The following is a 19,611-nucleotide window of genomic DNA, read 5'->3' as shown; positions in this document are numbered from 1 at the left end:
GTCGCAGACCGGCGCCACCCGATTTCCACGCCGTCGCGCGGCGACGCGTCTCGGATGCTTCCAATCAATCGCGTTGACCTTGACAGGCGCTTTCGCGGCATCGCATCGATTATATTCCAACTCGACTGGATAAATCCGAGAAATGACGGTCTCGTTCTACACAGTCGCGTCTGGCGAACAGCTGTATCGCATTGCCCGAAATCACTACGGCGCGGCGTCCTTCCGCAAAGACAGGGAAGTGATCATCGGCCTCATTCGCGGCAACAATCCTTGGCTGACCGACATCGACAAGATCCGCCCGGGGCAGGTGATCATGCTTCCGAGCATGAACACGAGCGGGAGCTGCCCGGTCACGATTGTCGCGAACGCGGCCACGATCTCGCGGGGAATCCTGAGGAAGGACGACGCCACCAAGCAATGTCTGAAGACGATCAATACCGAAGACGCGTTTGACTACGTTTCATCCGGAGCAAGTGGGTTCGTCGACCTTGTCGAAAAAAGAATGCGGGAGGCGGGTCCCAGAATTATTGATGTTACTAGGCAATATTCCCAGTTGAAAGGTGGAAAAATTACGAAAGGACAATACGATTACAGGCGGCGTGTTTCTCTGGCCAGCGCGACCAAGGAAATGGGCGTACTACGAAAATTGGTTTATCCTGACCGCAAGCTGAATGAAGTCATTCGCATCAAGCCACACGCGACCAACCGCGCCGCGTCGATCCTCAAAGAGGTCGATAAGATCGAGCGTATCACCAAAGTCGCGAAATACGGCGGGGTCGTGCTCAAGGTCGTCGATCTCGGCACGACCTATCTTGAATATAAGGCGGCCGAGACGCGCGAAGAGCGTATCGGCGTGCTCGTGGATTGGGCAGGCGAGACGGCCGGAGGCGCGATCGGCACTGTCGTAGGCGTTGGCTTGGCCACGATGGTGCTGGCAACCCCCTTCGGCTGGGTGGGCGTCGCGATTGCGATCGGCATGTCAGCAACGGGCACCTATGTCGGCGGGCGTGCTGCCGAACTCGTCAAGGAAGACCTGCTCTTCGACGAGAACGGCGAGCGCGTGGACTGCACCTCCGACAGGCAGCTCAGAAGCCTGTTCTGAGCTGCCTTATCGAGGTCAGGCCGCCTCCGCGTCCCGTGCCTGCCACATCGCCTTGAAGGCGGGGCGGGCATGGCAGGCATCGAGCCAGGCTTTGACATGCGGCGCCGCCTCGAACAGGGACGTCGCCGGCTTGGCGTAGCGGATGATCTCGGCGACGTTGATGTCGGCGACGGTGAAGCGGCCGCCCATGACGAAGCCGCCGCCCTCGGCCAGCACCTTGTCGAGCACCGCGAAGGGGCCGGGCAGGGCCGCCAGCGCCGCCTCGACCAGCTCTGGCTTGCGCTTCTCCGGCGGGTAGGCCGCCATGTGATACTGGATGTTCAGCGCATGGGGCTCGACAGCGGTCGCGGCCCAGAGCGACCACATCACCGTCAGGCCCTCTTCCTGGGCGTCCTTCGGGGCGAGCGGCCCGCCATGCTTGCGGGCGAGATAGAGGTTGATCGCCAGCGACTCCTGCAGCCTGAAGCCGCCGTCGTCGATCGCGGGGATCTGCCCCTTCGGATTGACGGCGAGGAAGTCGGGGCTCTGCGTGTGCAGCGGTGCGCCGGCTGCGTTGGGGTCGGGCAGGCGGTAGACCTGGATCACCGGCACATGGGTGAAGGCCAGCCCCATTTCGTTGGCAAGCCAGATGTTGCGCGAGGCGCGCGAGCGGTAGCAGCCATAGATCGTCAGTGTCATGGGAAGGCGGCCTTTGCGGACAGGGGGCGACGGGTCCTGTCGTTACAGGAGAGACCGTCGTTGCGCATCAGTCCGAAAAGAATATCTATCCTGCGAGAACGCGCTGCGGTGGGAAAGTGATCTCCACCAGCGTGCCTTCCTTCTTGACGCTGGTGATCGACATCGCGGCCCGGTTCGCCTCGACCAGCGCCTTGGTCAGGGGTAGGCCGAGCCCGGTGCCGCCGGCACGGCGCGTCGTCGGCACCTGCCGGAACGGTTCGAGCGCCAGCGCGATCTCGCTGTCGTCCATGCCGATGCCGGTATCGCGCACCCGCAGGATCGCCTCGCCCTGGTCGCCGAGCGCCGTCGAGATGATGACCTGTCCGCCCGGATCGGTGAACTTCACGGCGTTCGACAGCAGGTTGATCACGATCTGCCGGATCGAGCGCTCGTCGGCCACGACCGGCGGCAGCTTCGGCGAGAGACCCGAGCGCAGCACGACGCGGCCGCGCTGCGCCTCCGGCTGCAGCAGGCTGACAGCCGACAGCGCGATCTCGTTCAGGTTGACGCTGACGAAGTCGAGATCGAGCTTGCCGGCCTCGATCTTGGCGAGGTCGAGCAGGTCGTTGACCAAGCTGATGACGTAGCCGCCCGACTGGTGGATGTCGCGCAGGTATTCCTTGTAGCGCTCGTTGGCGATCGGCCCGAAGCGCTCCTCCGCCATCACCTCGGCAAAGCCGATGATCGCATTCAGCGGCGTGCGGATCTCGTGGCTGATCTTGGCGAGCACGTCGGATTTCTGCGCGCTCGCCTTCTCGGCTGTCTTGCGCGCCTCGACCAGCTCGCCCTCGGTCTTCTTCCAGGCGGTGATGTCGCGCAGCACGGCGCAGAAGCGGCGCTCCGCCCCCTCGGCGATCTGGCCCATGGTCATGAACAGCGGGATCTTGCCGCCTTGCCGGACGCGGCCGACGACCTCGCGGCCATCGTTCATCACCGAGGCGACGCCGCCGCCCTTGAGCCCTTCGAGATAGTCCAGCGCCGGCGCATGGCTCTCGGCCGCGAAGAGCAGCGTGAACAGCTCGCCCGTGACCTCGCGCTGGTCGTAGCCGAACAGCGCCTCGGCCGTCTTGTTGAGCGAGAGGATGCGGCCGCGGTCATCGACGGTGACGACGCCGTCCGTCGCCGTGTCGAGCATGGCGACGAGTTCGTTGATCCGCGCATCGCGGACGCCGGCATCGAGCCTGAGCGCCTCGACGCGCGCCGCGCTCTCGCGGTCCTCGGCCTCGAACTCGGCCGCGAGCTCGGCGTCTTCGGCCTCCTCCGGCGTCAGGATCTTGACCTCGCCGCCGCCATCCGGGTGGCGGAAGGCCATCAGCGTGGCCGGCTCGCCCTGCCAGGCGACGCTGGAGAGGACTGCATCGACGCTGATGAGATGGCCGAGCCGGTCGATCAGGATCATGCTGCCGCCATCGGTGCGGGTCGCTTCCTTGATCAGGCGGCTGACGCCGCCGCCGGCCGCCAGATCGTCGAGATCGGCGTAGTCCAGAAGGTCGAGCAGCGTCCGGTTGGCGTAGAGCGCCTCGTCGCCGCGGTTGACCAGCACTGCGATCGGCAGCTTGTCGAGCACGTCGGCATGGGAGTTGGGCAGGCGCGGCCTCGTGGCGCCGGCAGCACCCTCGGCATCGGTCCGGGGCTGCGGTGCCTCGGCGGAGAGGCCGGTCTCCCCGTCCTTCAACCGCAGCGGCGCCACCGGCGGCAGCCGTGGGGTCACGGCCTCGTCGTCGCCGGCGATCCGCGCGCCCAGCGCCTTGGCGATCTCGCGGAAGGCGTTGCGCTCGGCCTTGCTCAGATTGGCCTTCGAGGGTTCGAGCACGGGCCGCACCGAAGCGAGATGCCCGTTGCGCAGCGGCACGATGTTGGCGGCGGAGGCGGCAGGCTCCGGGACGATCGCTGCAGGCGTGGCGGGCTGTTCCACGGCGTCGGCATCGACATCGGGCGGCGCGATCGCTTCGGCCGCGGGCTGGTCCTCGGGCTCTGCCCCGGCCGGCTCGTTCTGGGGCTGGGGCGAGGCTGCATCCTGCGCCGCCGCGACGACGGCGGCATCGAGGGCCTCGACCATCGCCGCCTCGGGCAGGGGCTCGACAGCCGTGTCGGCGGCATCGCTGCCGATCTCGGGCCGATTCGCAGCTGGGGCGTCTCGGGAAGCGTGCGCGTCGTCGCCGGCTGCGGCATCGGTCGTATCGATCGCCTCGTCCGTCGGCAGCGGGAAAGGCTCGCGAGCGTCGGGACGCACCAGGCCGAAACCGCGGAAACCCGCGACCTGTCGCGCCGCGTCGAGCACCGGCACGCCGGACAGTTCGACACGCGCGCCTTCGCCGGGCGTCGCCGTCCGCCACAAGACCTCGTGACCGCTCCAGGTGGCACCGCCCGCCAGTCGCGCCAGCAATGCGCCGCTGCGGTCAATCACGGCAGAGCCGATCAATTCGGCCCAGTGGCGACCGGGGAGCGCGGCAGCCGCCTCCGGGCCGACGAGATCGGCCATATTGGGCGACAGGCTCGTCAACCGCCCGGCGGCGTCGCTCTGCCAGAGGAAACGGATCGTGCCGCGGATGGGCGCAGCGGGGGCGCTATCGCGGGGCTCCGGCACGGGCGCCGGCGCGGCAACGCTGCTGGCGGGAATCGATTCGGTCACGGCCGGCGGAACGACGACGCCGAGACGCCGCAGTTCGGCCGCCTGCACGGCGATCGCAAGCACGGATTCGCCATCGCCATTGGCGATCAGCTTGCAGCCGCAGGTGACGAGCGTGGCTGCGAATCCGGACGTCAGCCGCAGCCGCTCCAGCCGCACACCTTCGCGGGAGGCGAGGCCGCCTGCGAGCAGCGCGAAACGCTGGCGCGTCGCGGCGGGAAGGGCGGCGCTTCCGGCGTCGCCACCGAGCAGGGCATGGCCGGCGGCATTGGCGAAACCCGCCCGCTCGGCGCCATGGTCCCAGAGCAGCAGCGCGCCGCCGGCCGCGAAGGCGGCGAGATTGGCATCCCGCGCTGCCGCCGCACCCAATCGCGCCCAGTCCTGTCCGGCTTCGCTCATGCCTGCCCGCTGTTGGTTCGCGCCATCATGGTCCGCGCCAATATGGCTAACAAACACTTAATAGCGGCCAAATCCCTGCAAAGCCATGCAGCGTTCCGGGCCGTCCCCGCCTGCGTCGAAACAGCGTTAACGCGAGCCGCCGTTCAAGCTATGATTGTCATCGCAGCGCAACAATGATATTGCACTGCACAATAATCAGGCGACGCGAATAATCAGGCAATGCGTGGCCGCGAGACGCCCAAGGCGGATGGCCGGCATAGCTGGCCCAGACAGGAGGATGACCCGATGGCAGCCAAGACCCCTTACGAAGTCCCCACCGAAATGCGCGAATTCGCCGAGCGCAGCGTCGAGCAGGCCCGCAAGGCCTTCGACGGCTTCATCGGCGCGGCCCATAAGGCCGTCGATACGGCCCATGGCTCGGCCGAAACCGCGCGCTTCAACACGCAGGACGCCGCCCGCAAGGCGATCTCCTACGCCGAGACCAATGTCGCGGCGGCTTTCGATCTTGCCCAGAAGCTGGTGCAGTCGAAGGACCTGACCGAGGTGATGACGCACCAGTCCGAGTTCATGAAGGCGCAGATGGCCGCGCTCCAGACGCAGTTCAAGGAGATCGGCGCGGCGGCGCAGGAGGTCGCGGCAAAGGCAGCCGAGACGGTGACGAAGGCCGCCAAGCCGAAGTGATCTCGCACCGCCAGCTCATCCTGGCGGAAGCAACAGTGACGGAACGGGCCGCTGCGAGAGCGGTCCGTGCGAAGTGATTGCGCCGATCTGATCATCCGGACAGCGCCGGCGCGCCCCATGACGAGCGGAAGACCGGACAAGCCCGTTCGGTCGACCGCTGCAGCGCCGAAGGAGAACCGCGATGGTCAAGCCTGCTCCCACCCGGACCAAATCCAAGGCCCCGATCAGCCTTTCTCCGGTCAAGGCGCTCTCCGGCGCCATGCCGGCCGAGCCGATCAAGCCGGCTGTCAGCGCGCCGCTGCCGAAGCCGCCCGTCGCGGCGACACCCGCGGTTGCGCCGGCCCCGGCGCCCAAGCCGCCAGAAGCCAAGCCGACTGCGGTTAAACCGCCAGAAGTCAAGCCGGCTGAGGTCAAGCCGCACGTTGCGGTGGTTCCCCCCGCTGCATCGGCCGTGGCGCCCAAGCCGCCTGAGGCCAAGCCGTTTGAAGCCAAGCCACCTGAGGCCAAGCCGCTCGCCGTCAAGGCGCCGGAGGCGAAGCCCGCCGCCCTCGCGGCGACCACCCCCGTTCCGCCTGCGCCTCTGGCCGCCAAGCCAGTCGAGCCGAAGCCTGCGGCCAAGCCACCCGCTGCGAAGCAGGCGGCGCGATCGATCAAGCCGAAGGCCGAATCGCGGGTTGCCTCGGCGAAGGTCCGCATCGAGAAGCCTGCGCCGGCTGCCAAGCCAGTCGCCGCCGCCAAGCCTGTTGCCACTCCCAAACCTGTTGCTGCGCCCAAACTTGCTGCCACGGCCAAGCCCGCTGCCGTGAAGCCTGCGCTTGCGGCTGTCGCCGCGCCGGTTTCGAGCGAAGCCGTTGCGAAGGCCGTGGTTGCCCCCGTCAAGGCGGTCGCTCAGGTCGCCGAGGCCGTCGTCAAGGCGGCCGCGCCGGTCCAGGCCAAGGCGGCGCCCTCGCTGATCACGACGCCGCTGCCGCGCCCGCCCGAATTCGCCGCGATCACCTCGGCGACCGTGATGACGCAGACCCTGGTGATGGCGAAAGCCTTCGGCGCCCTCCAGGCCAAGATGCTGGACCATGCCTGCGCCGAGCTGAAGGCTACCCTCGGCGATGCAGAGACGTTGGCGCGCACCGACAGCGCCGCCGATGCCGTCGCGCTGCAGGCCAAGGCTGTGCGCCGCTCCTACGAATCCTACGCCGACCATCTCAAGGAGCTGGCGCGGATCGCCAGCAAGGCGCTGGGCAAGGACTGAAGCGGGGACTTGAAGGGACGCGATCGCGGGCCGCGCCGAATTGTCCGGCAAAACCCGCAATTCCCCGGTTGCAATCGCGTGGCGTCGGTTCTAGGTTCCGCGCCGCCGCCGATCACGCGAAAGCGACCGATCGCCAAGCGCCGGGTGCGGGCAGCCATAGCTCAGTTGGTTAGAGCGCTAGATTGTGGATCTAGAGGTCCCCCGTTCAAGCCGGGGTGGCTGTACCACCCGTCCCCCAGCCGCAGATGCCGTCATGCCGCCGTCTCTTTGCCGGCGCGGCGGACTGTCCGGCCCTTGAAGCCGCTCCCGGCCTTCGCCATATCTGGATCAAGCGGAAGGGCTTCGCCTTTCGCCCGCGGGGTGCTGCGCTGGCGGGCCTCGGTCGATAGGGAGCGCTCTTCGGGGGCTCCGGCAAGGCAGGGCAAGGTCCTGGGAATGACGCGTACGCCAAGTCTGTCGCATCCGTTTCTGCTCGGCTTCGATGATATTGAACGAGCGCTGGACCGGGTCGCCAAAGGCGCCAGCGAGGGGTACCCGCCCTACAACATCGAGCGCCTGCCGCGTTCGGACGACGAGCCGGACCGGCTCCGGATCACCCTCGCAGTGGCAGGCTTCTCGCGCGAACAGCTCGAGATCACGCTCGAAGAGAACCAGCTCACCATTCGTGGCCGCCAGAGCGACGACAAGAGCCGGCAGTTCCTGCATCGCGGCATCGCCGCCCGTCAGTTCCAGCGCAGCTTCCTGCTCGCGGAAGGGATGCAGGTGCTGGGGGCCGATCTGTCGAACGGTCTGCTGGCGATCGATCTGGTGCGGCCGGAACCGGAGAGGCTCATCCGGCGTATCGATATCATGAGCCGCGATTAGAGAGCCTGGAAGGATGCGAGCGCGGTTTTTGCATCCGTTCATAATTGCAGTCGTATCTTGATAACCGCACTCGCACTGCTCTGAAGGAGGGCGCGATGAACGAAGACAGGACGATGATCCAGACGAACCCCCTGACCCAAGCCGAGTTTGCGGCGCTGGGCACGGGCCAGGTCGCCTATCTCAAGCCGATGACCTCCGACGAGCTGCTGCGGATTTTCCCGCAGGCTCCGGAGATTCAGTCCGGGTTGCAGCTCTTCGCGCTGCTCTCGGCCGATGGCGCTCCGATCCTGGTGACGGATTCCCGCGAGGCGGCCACCGCCAACGCCTGGGAGCATGATCTGCGGATGGTCAGCGTCCACTGACGCCGATTAAGGCGCGGTCGCGAGCCCCGCGACCGCCGCCTGCAGGCGCAGGATGTCCTGCGCCGTCGAGAGGCGGTGATCGCCGTCCTTGACCAGCGTCAGCACGACCGGGTCGCCGCTGAGATGCTCGACCAGCCTGAGCGCATGCCGCCAGGGCACGTCGGGGTCCTGCATGCCCTGCAGGATATGGACGGGGCAGCCCGTCCGGATCTCCCCGCCGAACATCAGATGCCTGCGGCCGTCCTCGATCAGCGCCCGCGTGATCGGGGTCGGCTCCGGCGAATATTCCGACGGCCGCATCCAGACGCCATCGCGCATGATCGTCTGGCGAATGGCTTCGGGCATCTGCGCCCACATCAGCTCTTCCGAGAAATCGACGGCGGGTGCGATCAGCACCAGGCCGGCCGGGGCGAGCGCGGTGCCGAGCAGGCGCCTCGCCGCCAGCAGGGCGATCCAGCCCCCCATCGAGGAGCCAACCAGGATCGGCGGCTGCTGGCAGCGGGCGGCGATCACGGTCAGGGCGTCGTCTAGCCAGTGCGACAGGGTCCAGCGCGCGAAATCCCGGCCGTGCTCGCCGGGTTCCGCGCTCTCGCCATGCCCGGCATAGTCGAAGCGGATGAAAGCCCGCCTGGCCTCGGCGGCCCACTGCGCCAGCGCTTCGGCTTTGGTCGCGCGCATGTCGGAGCGGAAGCCGCCGAGCCAGACCACCGGCGCAGCCGTTCCATCCTGCGTCAGGACGGCGAGACGGCGGCGTTCCGCGCCATCGCCGACCTCCAGCCATTGCGGGGCGTCTCGCTCCAACTCAAATCTCCTGTGACGAATCGGCGTCGGGGGGCGAATATTGGCTGCCCGTTTCGGCCGCGGGCGGGCATACTCGCCCAACCCTTAAAGCGGCGCAGCCATTCCCGCGCAACTGAAGGCCACGCGGCGTCCTCGCGTAAACCGAAAGCGTTGTTCCAGAACGGTGAGTATGTCTTTTCAGCCAGGCGCGCATCTCTCGCTGCCGTCGACCGAGGCCCATCCGCTCGTCGGGCGGACGATCCTGCAGATCATTCCCGATCTTGAGGCGGGCGGCGCCGAGCGCACGGCGGTCGATATCGCCAAGGGCCTCACCGATGTCGGCGCCCGTGCCCTGGTCGCGACCGAGGGCGGCAGGCTCGTGGCCGAACTCCAGGCCAAGGGCGGCGTCTGGCTGCCTTTCCCGGCCGCCTCGAAGAACCCGCTCGCCATGGCGCTGAATGTGCGCAAGCTGGTGCTGCTCTGCCGGCACGAGGGCGTCGAGCTGATCCATGCCCGCTCGCGTGCCCCGGCCTGGGTCGGCCTCGCGGCGGCCCGCCTGCTCAAGCTGCCCTTCGTCACCACCTATCACGGCTCCTATGCCAGCCGCTCGGCCGTGAAGACGCTCTACAATTCGGTGATGGCGCGCGGTGACGTCGTGATCGCCAATTCGGCCTACACCGCCGAACTGATCCTGGCGAAGCACGGTTTCGCGCGCGATCGCATCCGCGTGGTCAACCGGGGTACCGATTTCTCGACCTTCGCGCCGCAGGCGGTGGGGCCGGAACGGATTCAGGCGCTGCGCCGGGCCTGGGGCATCGAGCCGCATCAGCGCATCGTGCTGCTGCCGGGCCGCCTGACCAACTGGAAGGGCCAGCGCGTCCTGATCGAGGCCGCCCGCATCCTGCGCGATGCCGGCGACACCGACACCGCCTTCATTCTCGCCGGCGATCCCCAGGGCCGCGAGGGCTATGTCAGGGAACTCGACCAGCTCATCGCCAAGGCCGGGCTGGAAGGCCGCGTCAAGCGGGTCGGCCATTGCGCCGACATGCCGGCCGCGCTGCTCGCAGCCTCGGTCGTCGCGGTGCCCTCGACGGAGCCGGAAGCCTTCGGGCGGGTCGCGGTCGAGGCGCAGGCGATGGGGACCCCTGTCGTCGTCTCGGATCTCGGCGCGGTTCCCGAGACCGTGCTGGCGCCGCCGCAGACCAGCCCCGCCGAACGCACCGGCTGGCGGGTCGAGCCGGGCAACGCCGCGGCGCTGGCCGCCGCGCTCGAAGGCGCGCTGAGCTTGCGTCCCTCGGCACGCGACAATCTCGCCCTGCGCGCGCGCCGGCATGTCGAGTGCCATTTTTCGCTCGAGACGATGGTCAGTGATACGCTGGACGTCTATTGCGCGCTGCTCGGGCGCTAACCACCTATCGTTTCGCCCTCGTCCATTGACAACGCGCATCTTTGTGCAATGTGTCTGCTCACGGGCGCCAGAAGCGCCAGTCACAGGAGAATACAGCCATTCGTCGTCCTTTCCGTGCTGCCCCGACCCCGACCAAAGACGGTCCGCGCTCGAACCGCGACATCCGCGGCGTCCGCGACGTCCAGCTCATTGACGATACCGGCGCCAACCGTGGCGTGGTGTCGTTCTTCGAGGCGTTGAAGATTGCCGAGGATGCCGGTCTCGATCTGGTCGAGATCGCCCCCAATTCCGAGCCGCCGGTCTGCAAGATTCTCGACTACGGACGCTTCCGCTTCCTGGAGCAGAAGAAGGCCGCCGAGGCGCGCAAGAAGCAGCGCACCATCGAGATCAAGGAGATCAAGCTGCGTCCGGGCATCGACAAGCATGACTACGACGTCAAGATGAAGGCCATGCTCGGCTTCTTCGAGGAGGGCGACAAGGTCAAGGTGACCCTGCGCTTCCGCGGCCGCGAGATGGCCCACCAGGATCTCGGCGTGAAGGTGCTCGAGCGCGTCAAGGCGGATCTGGCCGAGATGGCGAAGGTCGAGAGCGACTGGCAGCTCGAAGGCCGCCAGATGGTCATGGTTCTGGCGCCGAGATAAGTCTGGCGCCGAAATAGGCATCCGCCGATCGCGTCATGCGATTTGCATCAGGCCCGGCCCCAGCGCCGGGCCTTGTCATGTCCGCCGCAGCGATGCTTGGCTTTGTGCTCCATCCCTCGACCCGCGAGCGCCGTTCTTCATGACCCAGCCCAGCATCACCAGCCAGCGCCGCGATCTCGCCGCCGCTCTCCGCCTCGCCGCGAAATTCGAGCTGAACGAGGGCATCTGCAACCACTTCTCCGTGGCGCTGCCGGACGGCCCTGATGGCAAGCCGCGCTACCTGATCAACCCCTATGGTGTGCACTGGTCGGAGATGAAGCCGTCCGACCTGCTGCTGATCGACGATCGCGGCCAGGTTCTGGAAGGGGAGGGCGAGGTCGAGGCCACCGCCCGCAACATCCATGTCGCCGCCCACAAGGCCAATCCGCGCCACGTCGCCGTGCTGCACGTCCACATGCCCTATGCCACGGCGCTGACCATGGTCGAGGGCGTCAGGCTGGAGATGGCGCACCAGACCGCCTGCCGCTTCCATGGCCGCACCCTCTATGTCGACCATTTCGGCGGTCTGGCGCTCGACGAGAGCGAGGGCGAGGCCATCGTCGCGGCGAGCAAGGGCAAGACCGATGGCGGTGCGGACATCGTCTTCCTCGCCCATCACGGCGTCACCATCGGCGGGCCTTCCGTCGCGGTGGCCTTCGACGATCTCTATTTCCTCGAGCGCGCCTGCCGGCAGCAGGTGCTCGCCATGTCGACCGGGAAGCCGCTGAAGCTGATCCCGGCGCCGGAGATCGAGGCGACCGCGCGCGAATGGCGCCAGGTGCTGGTGCACCAGTCGGAGATGCATTTCGCGGCGCTGAAGCGGATCGAGGGCGTCTGAGCCACCGCTCACAGCCCGTGCTCGATCACGACGAGCCCATGCAGACGCCGGCGCCGGAGCGCGACGCTTGCATGGGCGCGTTCGTCACCTGATCGGATGCGGATATTGCAGCCCGCCCCTCGAGGCGAGGTCGTTCAGGCCGCGCTTGAGCTGCAGGCGCGAGCCCATGCCGACATTGCGCTCGAAGCTCTCGCCGTAATTCCCGACATGCTTGACGATGCGATAGGCCCAGTCATTGGTCAGGCCGAGCCCCTCGCCGAACTTGCCCTCGACGCCGAGCAGGCGTTTCACCTCGGGGTTGGGCGACTTCAGCATCTCGTCGACATTGGCCTTGGTGACGCCGAACTCCTCGGCGTTCAGCATGGCGTAGTGAGCCCATTTCACCAGTGCAAACCAGCTCTCGTCGCCACGCTTGACGGCCGGCCCCAGCGGCTCGCGCGAGATCAGGGTCGGCAGGATGGTGAAGTCGTCCGGCTTGGAGAATTTCAGCCGCTCGGCTGCGAGCCCCGAGGAGTCGGTGGTGAAGGCGTCGCAGCGGCCCGCCTCCAGCGCCTTGACACCCTCCTCATTGGTGGAGAAGCCGATGACCTCGTATTTCAGGTTGTTGGAGCGAAAGAAGTCGGCGAGGTTGAGCTCGGTCGTGGTGCCCTGCGTCACGCAGATCGAGGCGCCGTTCAGCCCCTTCGCCTCGGTGACGCCGAGGGCCTTCTTCACCATGAAGCCCTGGCCGTCGAAGTAATTGATGATCGGCCAGGACATGCCCTGAGAGGTGTCGCGCGACATCGTGTAGGTGGCGTTGCGGGCGAGCATGTCGACCTCGCCGGCCTGCACCACGACGAAGCGCATCTGCGGTGTCGTCGGCACGAACTTGATCTTGTTGGGATCGTTGAAGATCGCGGCCGCGACGGCGCGGCACATGTCGATGTCGAGTCCGTCCCAGCGGCCGTCGGGGCCTTGCAGGCCGAAGCCCGGCAAGGCGATGTGGTTGCCGCAGATCAGCTCGCCGCGCGCCTTGACGCGGTCGAGCGTGCTGGTCTGCGCATGGGCGCCGCTGGCAAGCGTCGTCACGGCGAGGCTCAGGCAGGCGCCGGCCAGCCCGTGTTTCAACGCGCCGGTCAGCCAATGTTTCGATGTCATGGATAGTCCCCTGTTTTTGATTTTGAGAGATTTCGCGGCGCGCTAGCGCGCATCCGCGATCGCGGCATCGACGGCTTCTCCGAGCCGTTCGACGATCGTGTCCATCACCGCAGCGTCGGCGATGAAGGGGGGTGCCAGCAGCACATGGTCGCCGGAGACGCCGTCTGCCGTTCCGCCCATCGGATAGACCAGCAGCCCGCGCGCCATCGCCGACTGCTTGACCCTGGCGTTGAGCTTCAGGCTGGCGTCGAACGGCGTCTTCGAGGCGCGGTCGGCGACAAGTTCGATGCCCCAGAAATGGCCGCGCCCGCGCACGTCGCCGACATGGTGGTGGTTGCCGAAGCGCTCCTTCAGCCGGCGTTCGAGATGGCCGCCCTGTAGACGCACATTGGCGAGGAGATCGTCGCGCTCGATCACCTTTTGCACGGCGAGCGCCGTGGCGCAGGCCAGCGGGTGGCCGTTATAGGTCTGGCTGTGCGGAAAGGCGCCCGAGCCCTGCCGTATCGCCTCGACGATCCGGCCTGAGACCAGCATGGCACCGATCGGCGCATAGCCGGCACCCAGCCCCTTGGCGATGGCCATCAGGTCGGGCGCGATGCCTTCCTGCTCGCACGCATGCAGGCTGCCGGTCCGGCCCATGCCGCACATCACCTCGTCGAGGATCAGCAGCACGCCATGGCGGTCGCAGATCTCGCGGATGCGCCGAAAATAGCCGGGCGCGGGCGGCACGGCACCCAGCGTCGCGCCGACGATCGTCTCGGCGACGAAGGCAGCCACGGTGTCCGGCCCGAGTTCGAGGATCTTGGCCTCCAGCTCGCCGGCCATGCGCAGCCCGTAGGCTTCTGGCGTCTCGTCCGCGTGCTGGCCGCGATAGCCGTAGCAGGGCGCGATATGGTGGCCGTCGAGCAGCATCTCCTTGAACGGCGCGCGGTCTTTCATCCGCCCTCCGACCGAGAGCGCCCCGACCGTGATGCCGTGATAGCTCTGGCGGCGCGAGATGAAGTTGGTCCGGCGGGCCCGGCCCGTCTCGACGAAGTAATGTCGCGCCAGCTTCAGGCAGGCCTCGATCGCCTCCGAGCCGCTGCTGCAGACGAAGACGTTGCTCAGCCCCTTCGGCGCCCGGGCGATGAGGTGGTCGGCCAGTTCCTCGGCCGGGGCCGAGGTGAAGAAGCTGGTATGGGCATAGGCCAGCTTGTCGATCTGGGCATGCATCGCCGCGATGATGTCGGGATGGCCATGGCCGAGGCAGGACACGGCGGCCCCGCCGCTGGCGTCGATATAGCTCCTGCCGTCGGCATCGATCAGGGTGACACCCTTGCCGCCGACGGCGACGGGGTAGGTGCCGTTCACGCTGCGGTGAAGCAGATGGCTCATGCGGGTCTCCGTTTCGTGCGGCGTGGGTTCTCGAAGGTCGAGAAGGCGTCGAGCTGAGCCTCGGATGCGGCGATGGCGTCGAGCGCCGGCTGGCCGCGCCGCGCCGTCATCAGTGCCGCGAGGCATTCGACCGCGGCGAAGGCCGGCGTCATCGTATGGAAGAAGGAGGGCGTCTCGGTGCGCACCAGAACGAGCTCGTCGGCGAGGGCGGCGAGCGGCGAATGCGCGCTGTCGGTCAGCGCGACGATGGTCGCGCCCCGGTCGCGGGCATGGGCGGCGGCCCGGACGGTGAGGCGGGTATAGGGCGAGACGGAGACGACGAAGAGCACATCGCCCGGGCCGATCCTGCGAAGCGCGTCGATGCCGCGCCCGCCGGCTCCGTCGGCCAACGTTGAGTCGGCGCCGATCAGCGCACGGATGTAGTCGAGCATGTAGGCGGCCGGAAAGGCCGAGCGCAGGCCGAAGCAGAAGACGCTGCGCGCCTCCGCCAGCCGCGCAGCCGCGCGTTCGAGCCCCGCCACGCAGCCGGGTTCACGCAGGGCGCGGATATGCTCGGCCAGCGCCGCGAACATATCCTGCGCGATGGCGCTGTCGCCCTCGTCGCCGTGACGCGCCAGCAATTCCGTGGCGCGGTTGGCGAAGCCGTCGGGCCTCTGGCGCAGCGAGGTCGCATAGGCCGCCCTCATCGCGTCGTAACCCGAAAGCCCCAGCCGCTGCGCCAACCGCGTGAAGGTCGCTGGGGCAAGGCCGGCGCGCCGGGCCTGCTCGCGGGTCGTCAGCAGGGCGACGTCGGCAGGGTGGTCGAGCACCCAGCGCGCCACCGCCCGCAACTGCGTCGGCAGCCGATCGAATTGCGCCTCCAGCGCGGTGACGAGATCCGTCTGATCCATGTCGAAGCCTTAGCGGATATTCGACACGCATGAAACATATATATCTTGTGCGGTAAAATGAAACATTCGGAACTGTTCGCGTGCGGCGGCGTCGGCGCGCTTCTGCCCGACTGGCGGGAGGCGTGGCAGGGGCTCGCTCCGCGCCTGATTGGGTCGGGAATGGGGCAATTCCGCCGTTCCGGCTTGAGTGCTGCGGATGAACGCTGCATTTGCTGCAAATTTATGCGATTTCGGACGTGCCGACCCGGTGCGAATCACTCCGGTTGGTGGTCTGATTCCGCGCGGGGGGCAGCTTCGTCATGCCCGGATTTTCTTGCTCCTTGCGGCTCTGGCGGTGAGGGGCGGCCTGACGAGAGGGTACCGGACTTGCCAACTCTGCATCAGGGAATCGAGATTGATCCGGCGCTCGCCGGCCTGATCCGGCACATGCGGGCGATCGACGATTATCGTCAGGTGTTCGATCGCCTGCAGGCATCCTGGGATACGCTGACCCTGCTCGGGCAGCTTTCGGGCAACGCCACCGAGATGTCCGGTACGCGCTCGGCCTTCGAGGGGCTGACCGCGAGCCTGCTCGGCCACCTCGCCAAGGAGACGCGCGACAAGGTCATGACCGATCTGCGCATCAAGGCGCAGAACGCGATCGACGTGCTGGTCCGCAACCTGTTCGAGCGGACAGCCGATATCGGCTTCCTCGCCGCCGACACCGACATCCGTGAGATGCTCGAGGCTCAATCCTCGCCCGACGCGCGCGCCGCGATCGAGGCCCGATTCCGCGACTATGTCGCGAAATACTCGGTCTATTCCGACATCGTGCTGGTCGATCGCGAGGGTGCGATTCGCGCCAGGCTCGCGCCGCATGAGGCGCAGACCGCGCGGCACGCGATCATCGACGAGGCGCTGAGTTCGAGCGGTGCCTATGTCGAGCATTACGGCGTCATGGATTTCGTCTCCGACGAGCAGGCGCTGGTCTATGCCTGGCGGGTCGAGGATGCCGCGAAGCGCCCGCTCGGCGTGCTCGTGCTGGTCTTCCGGCTGGCCGACGAGATGGCCGGCATCTTCCGCAAGCTCCTGCCGGAGCGTGACTGGACGGTGCTGGGCTGCGTCTCGCCCGAAGGAGACGTCATCGCCGGCTCCTGCGCGATCCAGTTGCCGGCCGGGCTGAAGCTGTCGCCGGCGGCGCTGCAGGGGCGCGATCCGGTGGTCAGGCTCGGCGGGCGGCAATACCTTGCCATGGCCTGCCGCACTGCGGGCTACCAGGGCTATATGGGTCCGGGCTGGATCGGGCTCGGCCTGATCCCGTTGGAAGCGGCCTTCGATCAGGACGACGGCGAGCTCAGCAAAGGCATCGGCGAGGACCTGCTCGCCGCCGTGACCAGCCAGGCCGGGCTGTTCTCCGCCGAACTGCGCGGCGTCTCCCGCCAGGCGGCGATGATCCAGGCCGATCTCAACCGCTCCGTCTGGAATGGCTCGATCCGGCAGGCCGGTTCGACCGCCGCCAACGCCGCCTTCTCCAAGATCCTGCTCTGGGAAATCTCCAGCGCCGGGCGCAAGACGCAGGCCGTCTGCGACGCCTCGATCGGCGACCTGCACCGCACAGTCGTCGCCGCGATCATGGAGAAGTGCCGCTCGCGCGCCGCCTTCGCCATCGACGTGATGGACCGCAATCTCTACGAGCGCGCCAATGATTGCCGCTGGTGGGCGCTGAATGCGAGCTTCGCCCGCGTGCTGGCCGCGCCTTCGCCCGAGGGCCGCCGGCTCTGCGGCGAGATTCTCGCCACGATCAACGCGCTCTACACCGTCTACAGCAACCTCATCCTGTTCGATGCGCAGGGCATCGTCGTCGCCGTCTCGCAGCCCTCCCAGTCGCATCTCGTCGGCCAGGCGCTCGATGCCGAATGGGTCGCGCGCACGCTCGCCCTCCGCTCGGGCCAGCACTACGCGGTCTCCTCTTTCGAGCCGACGCCGCTCTATGACGAAGCTTCGACGCTGATCTATACGGCGGCGGTCCAGGCGCCGTCCGGCGGCAAGGCGCTCGGCGGCATCGCCATCGTCTTCGACTCGACCCCGCAATTTTCCGCGATCCTGGCGGATTGCCTGCCGACCGACGAGGACGGGGCAGCGTTGCCTGGCGCCTTCGCCGTGCTGGTCGGCAGCGACGGGAATGTCGTCGCCTCGAGCGATCCGCGCTTCCCGATCGGTTCCGAGAGCCCGCTGCCGGTCGATCCCGTGGTGCTCGACCGCGACGGCGACCTCGCCTGCATCCGCGCCTTCGAAGGCAAGCACATGGCCGTCGGCGCCGCGCTCTCGAAGGGTTATCGCGAATACAAGACCAGCGACGGGCACCGCGCCGATGTCGTGGCGATCTGCGCCGTGCCGCTGGGCGAGGTCGCGACGGACGCCCTGGCGCGGCCGGCCCCCGGCAGCGCCGGGAAAGGCGCACTGGCGGCCCAGAAGCCGGCGGACGGCGTCGAGGCCTTCGAGGTCGCGACCTTCCATATCGGCCGGCACTGGCTCGGGGTGAAGGCGCGCGACGTGATCGAGGCGGTCGATCTCGTCGGCCTGAAGCCGTCGGCACGCAAGGCGGGCGACGGCCTCCTGGCCGGCTACAAGCTGCATCAGGGCCAGCCGGTGCCGGTTCTGCGGCTCGCCCGCCTGCTCGGCATCCCCGATGCCTCTTCGGAGGAGCAGCAGATCGTGATCGTGCGGGCAGACGGCCGGACGCTGGGCCTGATCGTCGATGCGCTCGGCCTGATTCCCGAGATCGCGGCCTCCGAGCTGCAGCCGCTGCGCGATCTGACCTCGAAGACCGACGTGCCCGCGCTCGGCGTGGTCGCGACGCGCGATGCCCGCGGCGAACCGGCCGGCATGCTGATGCTGCTGGATGTCGACCGCCTCGGCGCCCGCCTCCAGGGTGAAAGCGGGCCGGCGGCGCTGATCCAGGCGGCGGAGTAGGCCGGGCGGGTTTGCGCCCGCCGCTTCAGGGGAGCGGGCGCTCGCCACAGCTTTCGATCGTCCGCACCGGCATGGTGCCGAACCAGCGAAGCCGCCGTCGCACCGGCCGAAAACGCGATCGTCGCGCCTGGCGCGACCGCCACGTGTCGGTTCCAGCAGCGCAGGGGCGCTTCATTCCTGTCGAGACGTCGGAGATCGACGGGTGAGAGACCCTATTGTCCTTAGGGACAATAGTTGAGGCATCCCGGCCCCGTCAGCATAGCGGTTGCGGCCAGATGTCATGGCGCGCGCCGGAATCATCGTACGATGCGGGCTTCCTTTCAAATTTCCGGAGAAGAAGATCAGCAATGCGATCGCTTTGGCGCGAGCGATCATGGCCTGATGCCGGAGACAAGCTGGTATCGCGTGTCGATGTTTCAATAGAGAATCGATGCGGCGGACAATCAAAGAAATATGCGTTCAGCGCGATTGAGTGTGGCAGCCAAATTTTGAATTCTATGGGACTCAAGAGAATGAAAATTCTAAGATCCGGAGTGATCCTCCCTCTATTTTTTCTGTTCTTTGCCGCGTCTGGTGCTTCGGCCCAAACGATTGGGTACGCTGACGCATATGACAAGATCGCACGGGCCTGCGGTTCCGATGTCGCGAAATTCTGCTCGAATGTTGCCCTTGCGAACAATGGCGTCAGGAGCTGCTTGGCCAAAAATCAGGCGAAAGTATCTACGACATGTAAATCGACGATGTCGGAGACCTTGGCGTTGCTCGATAAGCGGGCGGCGGCGCAGAGCGCGGCTTTGAAGGTCTGCGACCCGGATGCGCGCCGCCTGTGCCAGGGTATTGTTGCGCATGACGGCCATCGTCTTCAGTGCCTGATCAAAGCAGAGCGCTTCACCAGTTCAGCCTGCAACCAGGTCATCACCAACGCCGGCTGGCGCTGAGCGGGAGCATTGCACATGAAAACGGTTCCAGGCCTCGGCATGTTGGCAGTCGCGCTATTCGCCGTCGTTTCGGGTGCAGGTGCCCAGGAGCGCCTCACAGACAGCAAGTTGATCGAGACACTTCAGGTGCTCGACAATGCCCCTTCGATCGATGTGGCGGCCTTGCGGCGCAAAGCCACCGACAGTGTCGCAGCCAACCGCGGGCCGGATGCCTCGTTGCGCGAGCCGCTGTCGCAGGAACTCGACAACCTCTCCCAGTTCACGGTCGAAATTCAGTTCAAATTGAACTCGGCCGCAATCCTGCCGGCCTCCTTCCGAACGGTCGGCGTCATGGCCGACTCGCTGCATCACCCGTCTCTGCTCGAGTATAAATTTCTCGTCGTCGGACACACCGATGCGGTCGGAGACCGGAAGTCCAACCTGACGCTCAGCCAGAAGCGGGCCGACGCGATCCGCAATGCGCTGGTCACGACCTTCAGGGTCCCTCCTGACAGACTCCAGGCCGTCGGGCTCGGCGAGGAGCAGCTCCAGGATCGCGCACACCCTGCCGCGGCCGCCAACCGTCGCGTCCAACTCGTCAATATCGGGCGATTCAAATAGGCCGTCTCGATCCG

General features: G+C 67.1%; 17 protein-coding genes and 1 tRNA gene. 12 read left to right on the top strand and 6 right to left on the bottom strand.

From position 1 onward, the window contains the following. Positions 1-142: 142 nt before the first annotated feature. Positions 143-1,102 (top strand): colicin-like pore-forming protein, encoded by a 960-nt coding sequence (locus C8D03_RS25975; protein ID WP_146170046.1) that lies wholly within the window; start codon positions 143-145, stop codon positions 1,100-1,102. Positions 1,103-1,117: 15 nt separating this feature from the next. On the opposite strand, the gene C8D03_RS02155 is transcribed toward C8D03_RS25975, so the two are convergent. Together C8D03_RS02155 and C8D03_RS02150 are read right to left on the bottom strand one after the other, a co-directional pair. Then, entirely contained in the window at positions 1,118-1,780 is a 663-nt protein-coding gene (locus tag C8D03_RS02155) for a glutathione S-transferase family protein (RefSeq protein WP_108044795.1), read from the bottom strand. Positions 1,781-1,865: 85 nt separating this feature from the next. Further along, positions 1,866-4,847, bottom strand: coding sequence for an ATP-binding protein (locus tag C8D03_RS02150; protein ID WP_146170044.1), 2,982 nt, complete (start codon positions 4,845-4,847; stop codon positions 1,866-1,868). A 285-nt stretch (positions 4,848-5,132) separates the two neighbouring features. Here C8D03_RS02150 and C8D03_RS02145 point away from each other — a divergent pair, with 285 nt between their 5' ends. The 5 genes from C8D03_RS02145 (at position 5,133) to C8D03_RS02125 (ending at position 8,000) form a co-directional block, all read left to right on the top strand. Then, positions 5,133-5,528: a phasin gene (locus C8D03_RS02145; RefSeq protein WP_108044793.1), complete on the top strand. Its 396-nt coding sequence runs from the start codon at positions 5,133-5,135 to the stop codon at positions 5,526-5,528. A 181-nt stretch (positions 5,529-5,709) separates the two neighbouring features. Beyond that, positions 5,710-6,774, top strand: a complete 1,065-nt coding sequence (locus C8D03_RS26930; RefSeq protein ID WP_108044792.1) for a phasin family protein — start codon at positions 5,710-5,712, stop codon at positions 6,772-6,774. 150 nt (positions 6,775-6,924) lie between these two features. Further along, positions 6,925-7,001: transfer RNA gene (locus C8D03_RS02135), tRNA-His, on the top strand. A gap of 208 nt (positions 7,002-7,209) precedes the next feature. Beyond that, positions 7,210-7,638 carry an Hsp20 family protein gene (locus C8D03_RS02130; RefSeq protein WP_108044791.1) on the top strand — a complete coding sequence of 143 codons (429 nt, stop codon included), beginning with the start codon at positions 7,210-7,212 and terminating at the stop codon, positions 7,636-7,638. 95 nt (positions 7,639-7,733) lie between these two features. Then, on the top strand, positions 7,734-8,000 hold the full coding sequence (locus C8D03_RS02125; protein ID WP_181300604.1) for a BQ00720 family protein: 267 nt from the start codon (positions 7,734-7,736) through the stop codon (positions 7,998-8,000). Between the two features lie 6 nt (positions 8,001-8,006). On the opposite strand, the gene C8D03_RS02120 is transcribed toward C8D03_RS02125, so the two are convergent. Further along, entirely contained in the window at positions 8,007-8,801 is a 795-nt protein-coding gene (locus C8D03_RS02120) for an alpha/beta hydrolase (RefSeq protein ID WP_108044789.1), read from the bottom strand. Positions 8,802-8,970: 169 nt separating this feature from the next. Between C8D03_RS02120 and C8D03_RS02115 the strand changes: the two genes are divergently transcribed. From C8D03_RS02115 to C8D03_RS02105, 3 genes are all read left to right on the top strand, one after another. Continuing rightward, positions 8,971-10,188, top strand: coding sequence for a glycosyltransferase family 4 protein (locus C8D03_RS02115; RefSeq protein WP_108044788.1), 1,218 nt, complete (start codon positions 8,971-8,973; stop codon positions 10,186-10,188). A gap of 98 nt (positions 10,189-10,286) precedes the next feature. Beyond that, entirely contained in the window at positions 10,287-10,829 is a 543-nt protein-coding gene (gene infC, locus C8D03_RS02110) for a translation initiation factor IF-3 (RefSeq protein WP_108051092.1), read from the top strand. A 139-nt stretch (positions 10,830-10,968) separates the two neighbouring features. After that, positions 10,969-11,706 carry an aldolase gene (locus C8D03_RS02105; RefSeq protein ID WP_108044787.1) on the top strand — a complete coding sequence of 246 codons (738 nt, stop codon included), beginning with the start codon at positions 10,969-10,971 and terminating at the stop codon, positions 11,704-11,706. Positions 11,707-11,790: 84 nt separating this feature from the next. On the opposite strand, the gene C8D03_RS02100 is transcribed toward C8D03_RS02105, so the two are convergent. From C8D03_RS02100 to C8D03_RS02090, 3 genes are all read right to left on the bottom strand, one after another. After that, a complete protein-coding gene (locus C8D03_RS02100) occupies positions 11,791-12,813 on the bottom strand; it encodes an amino acid ABC transporter substrate-binding protein (protein ID WP_465246461.1) in 1,023 nt (340 codons plus the stop codon). A 72-nt stretch (positions 12,814-12,885) separates the two neighbouring features. After that, a complete protein-coding gene (locus tag C8D03_RS02095) occupies positions 12,886-14,217 on the bottom strand; it encodes an aspartate aminotransferase family protein (protein ID WP_108044785.1) in 1,332 nt (443 codons plus the stop codon). Further along, positions 14,214-15,107: a MurR/RpiR family transcriptional regulator gene (locus C8D03_RS02090; protein ID WP_108044784.1), complete on the bottom strand. Its 894-nt coding sequence runs from the start codon at positions 15,105-15,107 to the stop codon at positions 14,214-14,216. The genes C8D03_RS02095 and C8D03_RS02090 overlap by 4 nt, the downstream gene beginning before the upstream one ends. A 366-nt stretch (positions 15,108-15,473) precedes the next feature. Between C8D03_RS02090 and C8D03_RS02085 the strand changes: the two genes are divergently transcribed. From C8D03_RS02085 to C8D03_RS02075, 3 genes are all read left to right on the top strand, one after another. Further along, positions 15,474-18,059 carry a chemotaxis protein CheW gene (locus C8D03_RS02085; RefSeq protein ID WP_181300602.1) on the top strand — a complete coding sequence of 862 codons (2,586 nt, stop codon included), beginning with the start codon at positions 15,474-15,476 and terminating at the stop codon, positions 18,057-18,059. 347 nt (positions 18,060-18,406) lie between these two features. Next, positions 18,407-18,997, top strand: coding sequence for a hypothetical protein (locus C8D03_RS25970; protein ID WP_146170042.1), 591 nt, complete (start codon positions 18,407-18,409; stop codon positions 18,995-18,997). Positions 18,998-19,012: 15 nt separating this feature from the next. Then, positions 19,013-19,597 carry an OmpA family protein gene (locus C8D03_RS02075; RefSeq protein WP_108044781.1) on the top strand — a complete coding sequence of 195 codons (585 nt, stop codon included), beginning with the start codon at positions 19,013-19,015 and terminating at the stop codon, positions 19,595-19,597. The last annotated feature ends 14 nt before the right edge of the window (positions 19,598-19,611 follow it).

The sequence above is a fragment of the Bosea sp. 124 genome, assembly GCF_003046175.1.
In the GTDB taxonomy this organism is placed as follows: Bacteria; Pseudomonadota; Alphaproteobacteria; order Rhizobiales; family Beijerinckiaceae; genus Allobosea.
This window is presented reverse-complemented; position numbering and strand designations above follow the sequence as displayed.

Bases quoted from the DNA above. Each gene is read 5' to 3' on its own strand.
- C8D03_RS02105 (WP_108044787.1), top strand. From the start codon at position 10,969: ATGACCCAGCCCAGCATCACCAGCCAGCGCCGCGATCTCGCCGCCGCT.
- C8D03_RS02150 (WP_146170044.1), bottom strand. From the start codon at position 4,847: ATGAGCGAAGCCGGACAGGACTGGGCGCGATTGGGTGCGGCGGCAGCG.
- C8D03_RS25970 (WP_146170042.1), top strand. From the start codon at position 18,407: ATGCGATCGCTTTGGCGCGAGCGATCATGGCCTGATGCCGGAGACAAG.
- C8D03_RS02090 (WP_108044784.1), bottom strand. From the start codon at position 15,107: ATGGATCAGACGGATCTCGTCACCGCGCTGGAGGCGCAATTCGATCGG.
- C8D03_RS25975 (WP_146170046.1), top strand. From the start codon at position 143: ATGACGGTCTCGTTCTACACAGTCGCGTCTGGCGAACAGCTGTATCGC.
- C8D03_RS02075 (WP_108044781.1), top strand. From the start codon at position 19,013: ATGAAAACGGTTCCAGGCCTCGGCATGTTGGCAGTCGCGCTATTCGCC.
- C8D03_RS02130 (WP_108044791.1), top strand. From the start codon at position 7,210: ATGACGCGTACGCCAAGTCTGTCGCATCCGTTTCTGCTCGGCTTCGAT.
- C8D03_RS02125 (WP_181300604.1), top strand. From the start codon at position 7,734: ATGAACGAAGACAGGACGATGATCCAGACGAACCCCCTGACCCAAGCC.
- C8D03_RS02115 (WP_108044788.1), top strand. From the start codon at position 8,971: ATGTCTTTTCAGCCAGGCGCGCATCTCTCGCTGCCGTCGACCGAGGCC.
- C8D03_RS02095 (WP_108044785.1), bottom strand. From the start codon at position 14,217: ATGAGCCATCTGCTTCACCGCAGCGTGAACGGCACCTACCCCGTCGCC.
- C8D03_RS26930 (WP_108044792.1), top strand. From the start codon at position 5,710: ATGGTCAAGCCTGCTCCCACCCGGACCAAATCCAAGGCCCCGATCAGC.
- C8D03_RS02145 (WP_108044793.1), top strand. From the start codon at position 5,133: ATGGCAGCCAAGACCCCTTACGAAGTCCCCACCGAAATGCGCGAATTC.
- C8D03_RS02155 (WP_108044795.1), bottom strand. From the start codon at position 1,780: ATGACACTGACGATCTATGGCTGCTACCGCTCGCGCGCCTCGCGCAAC.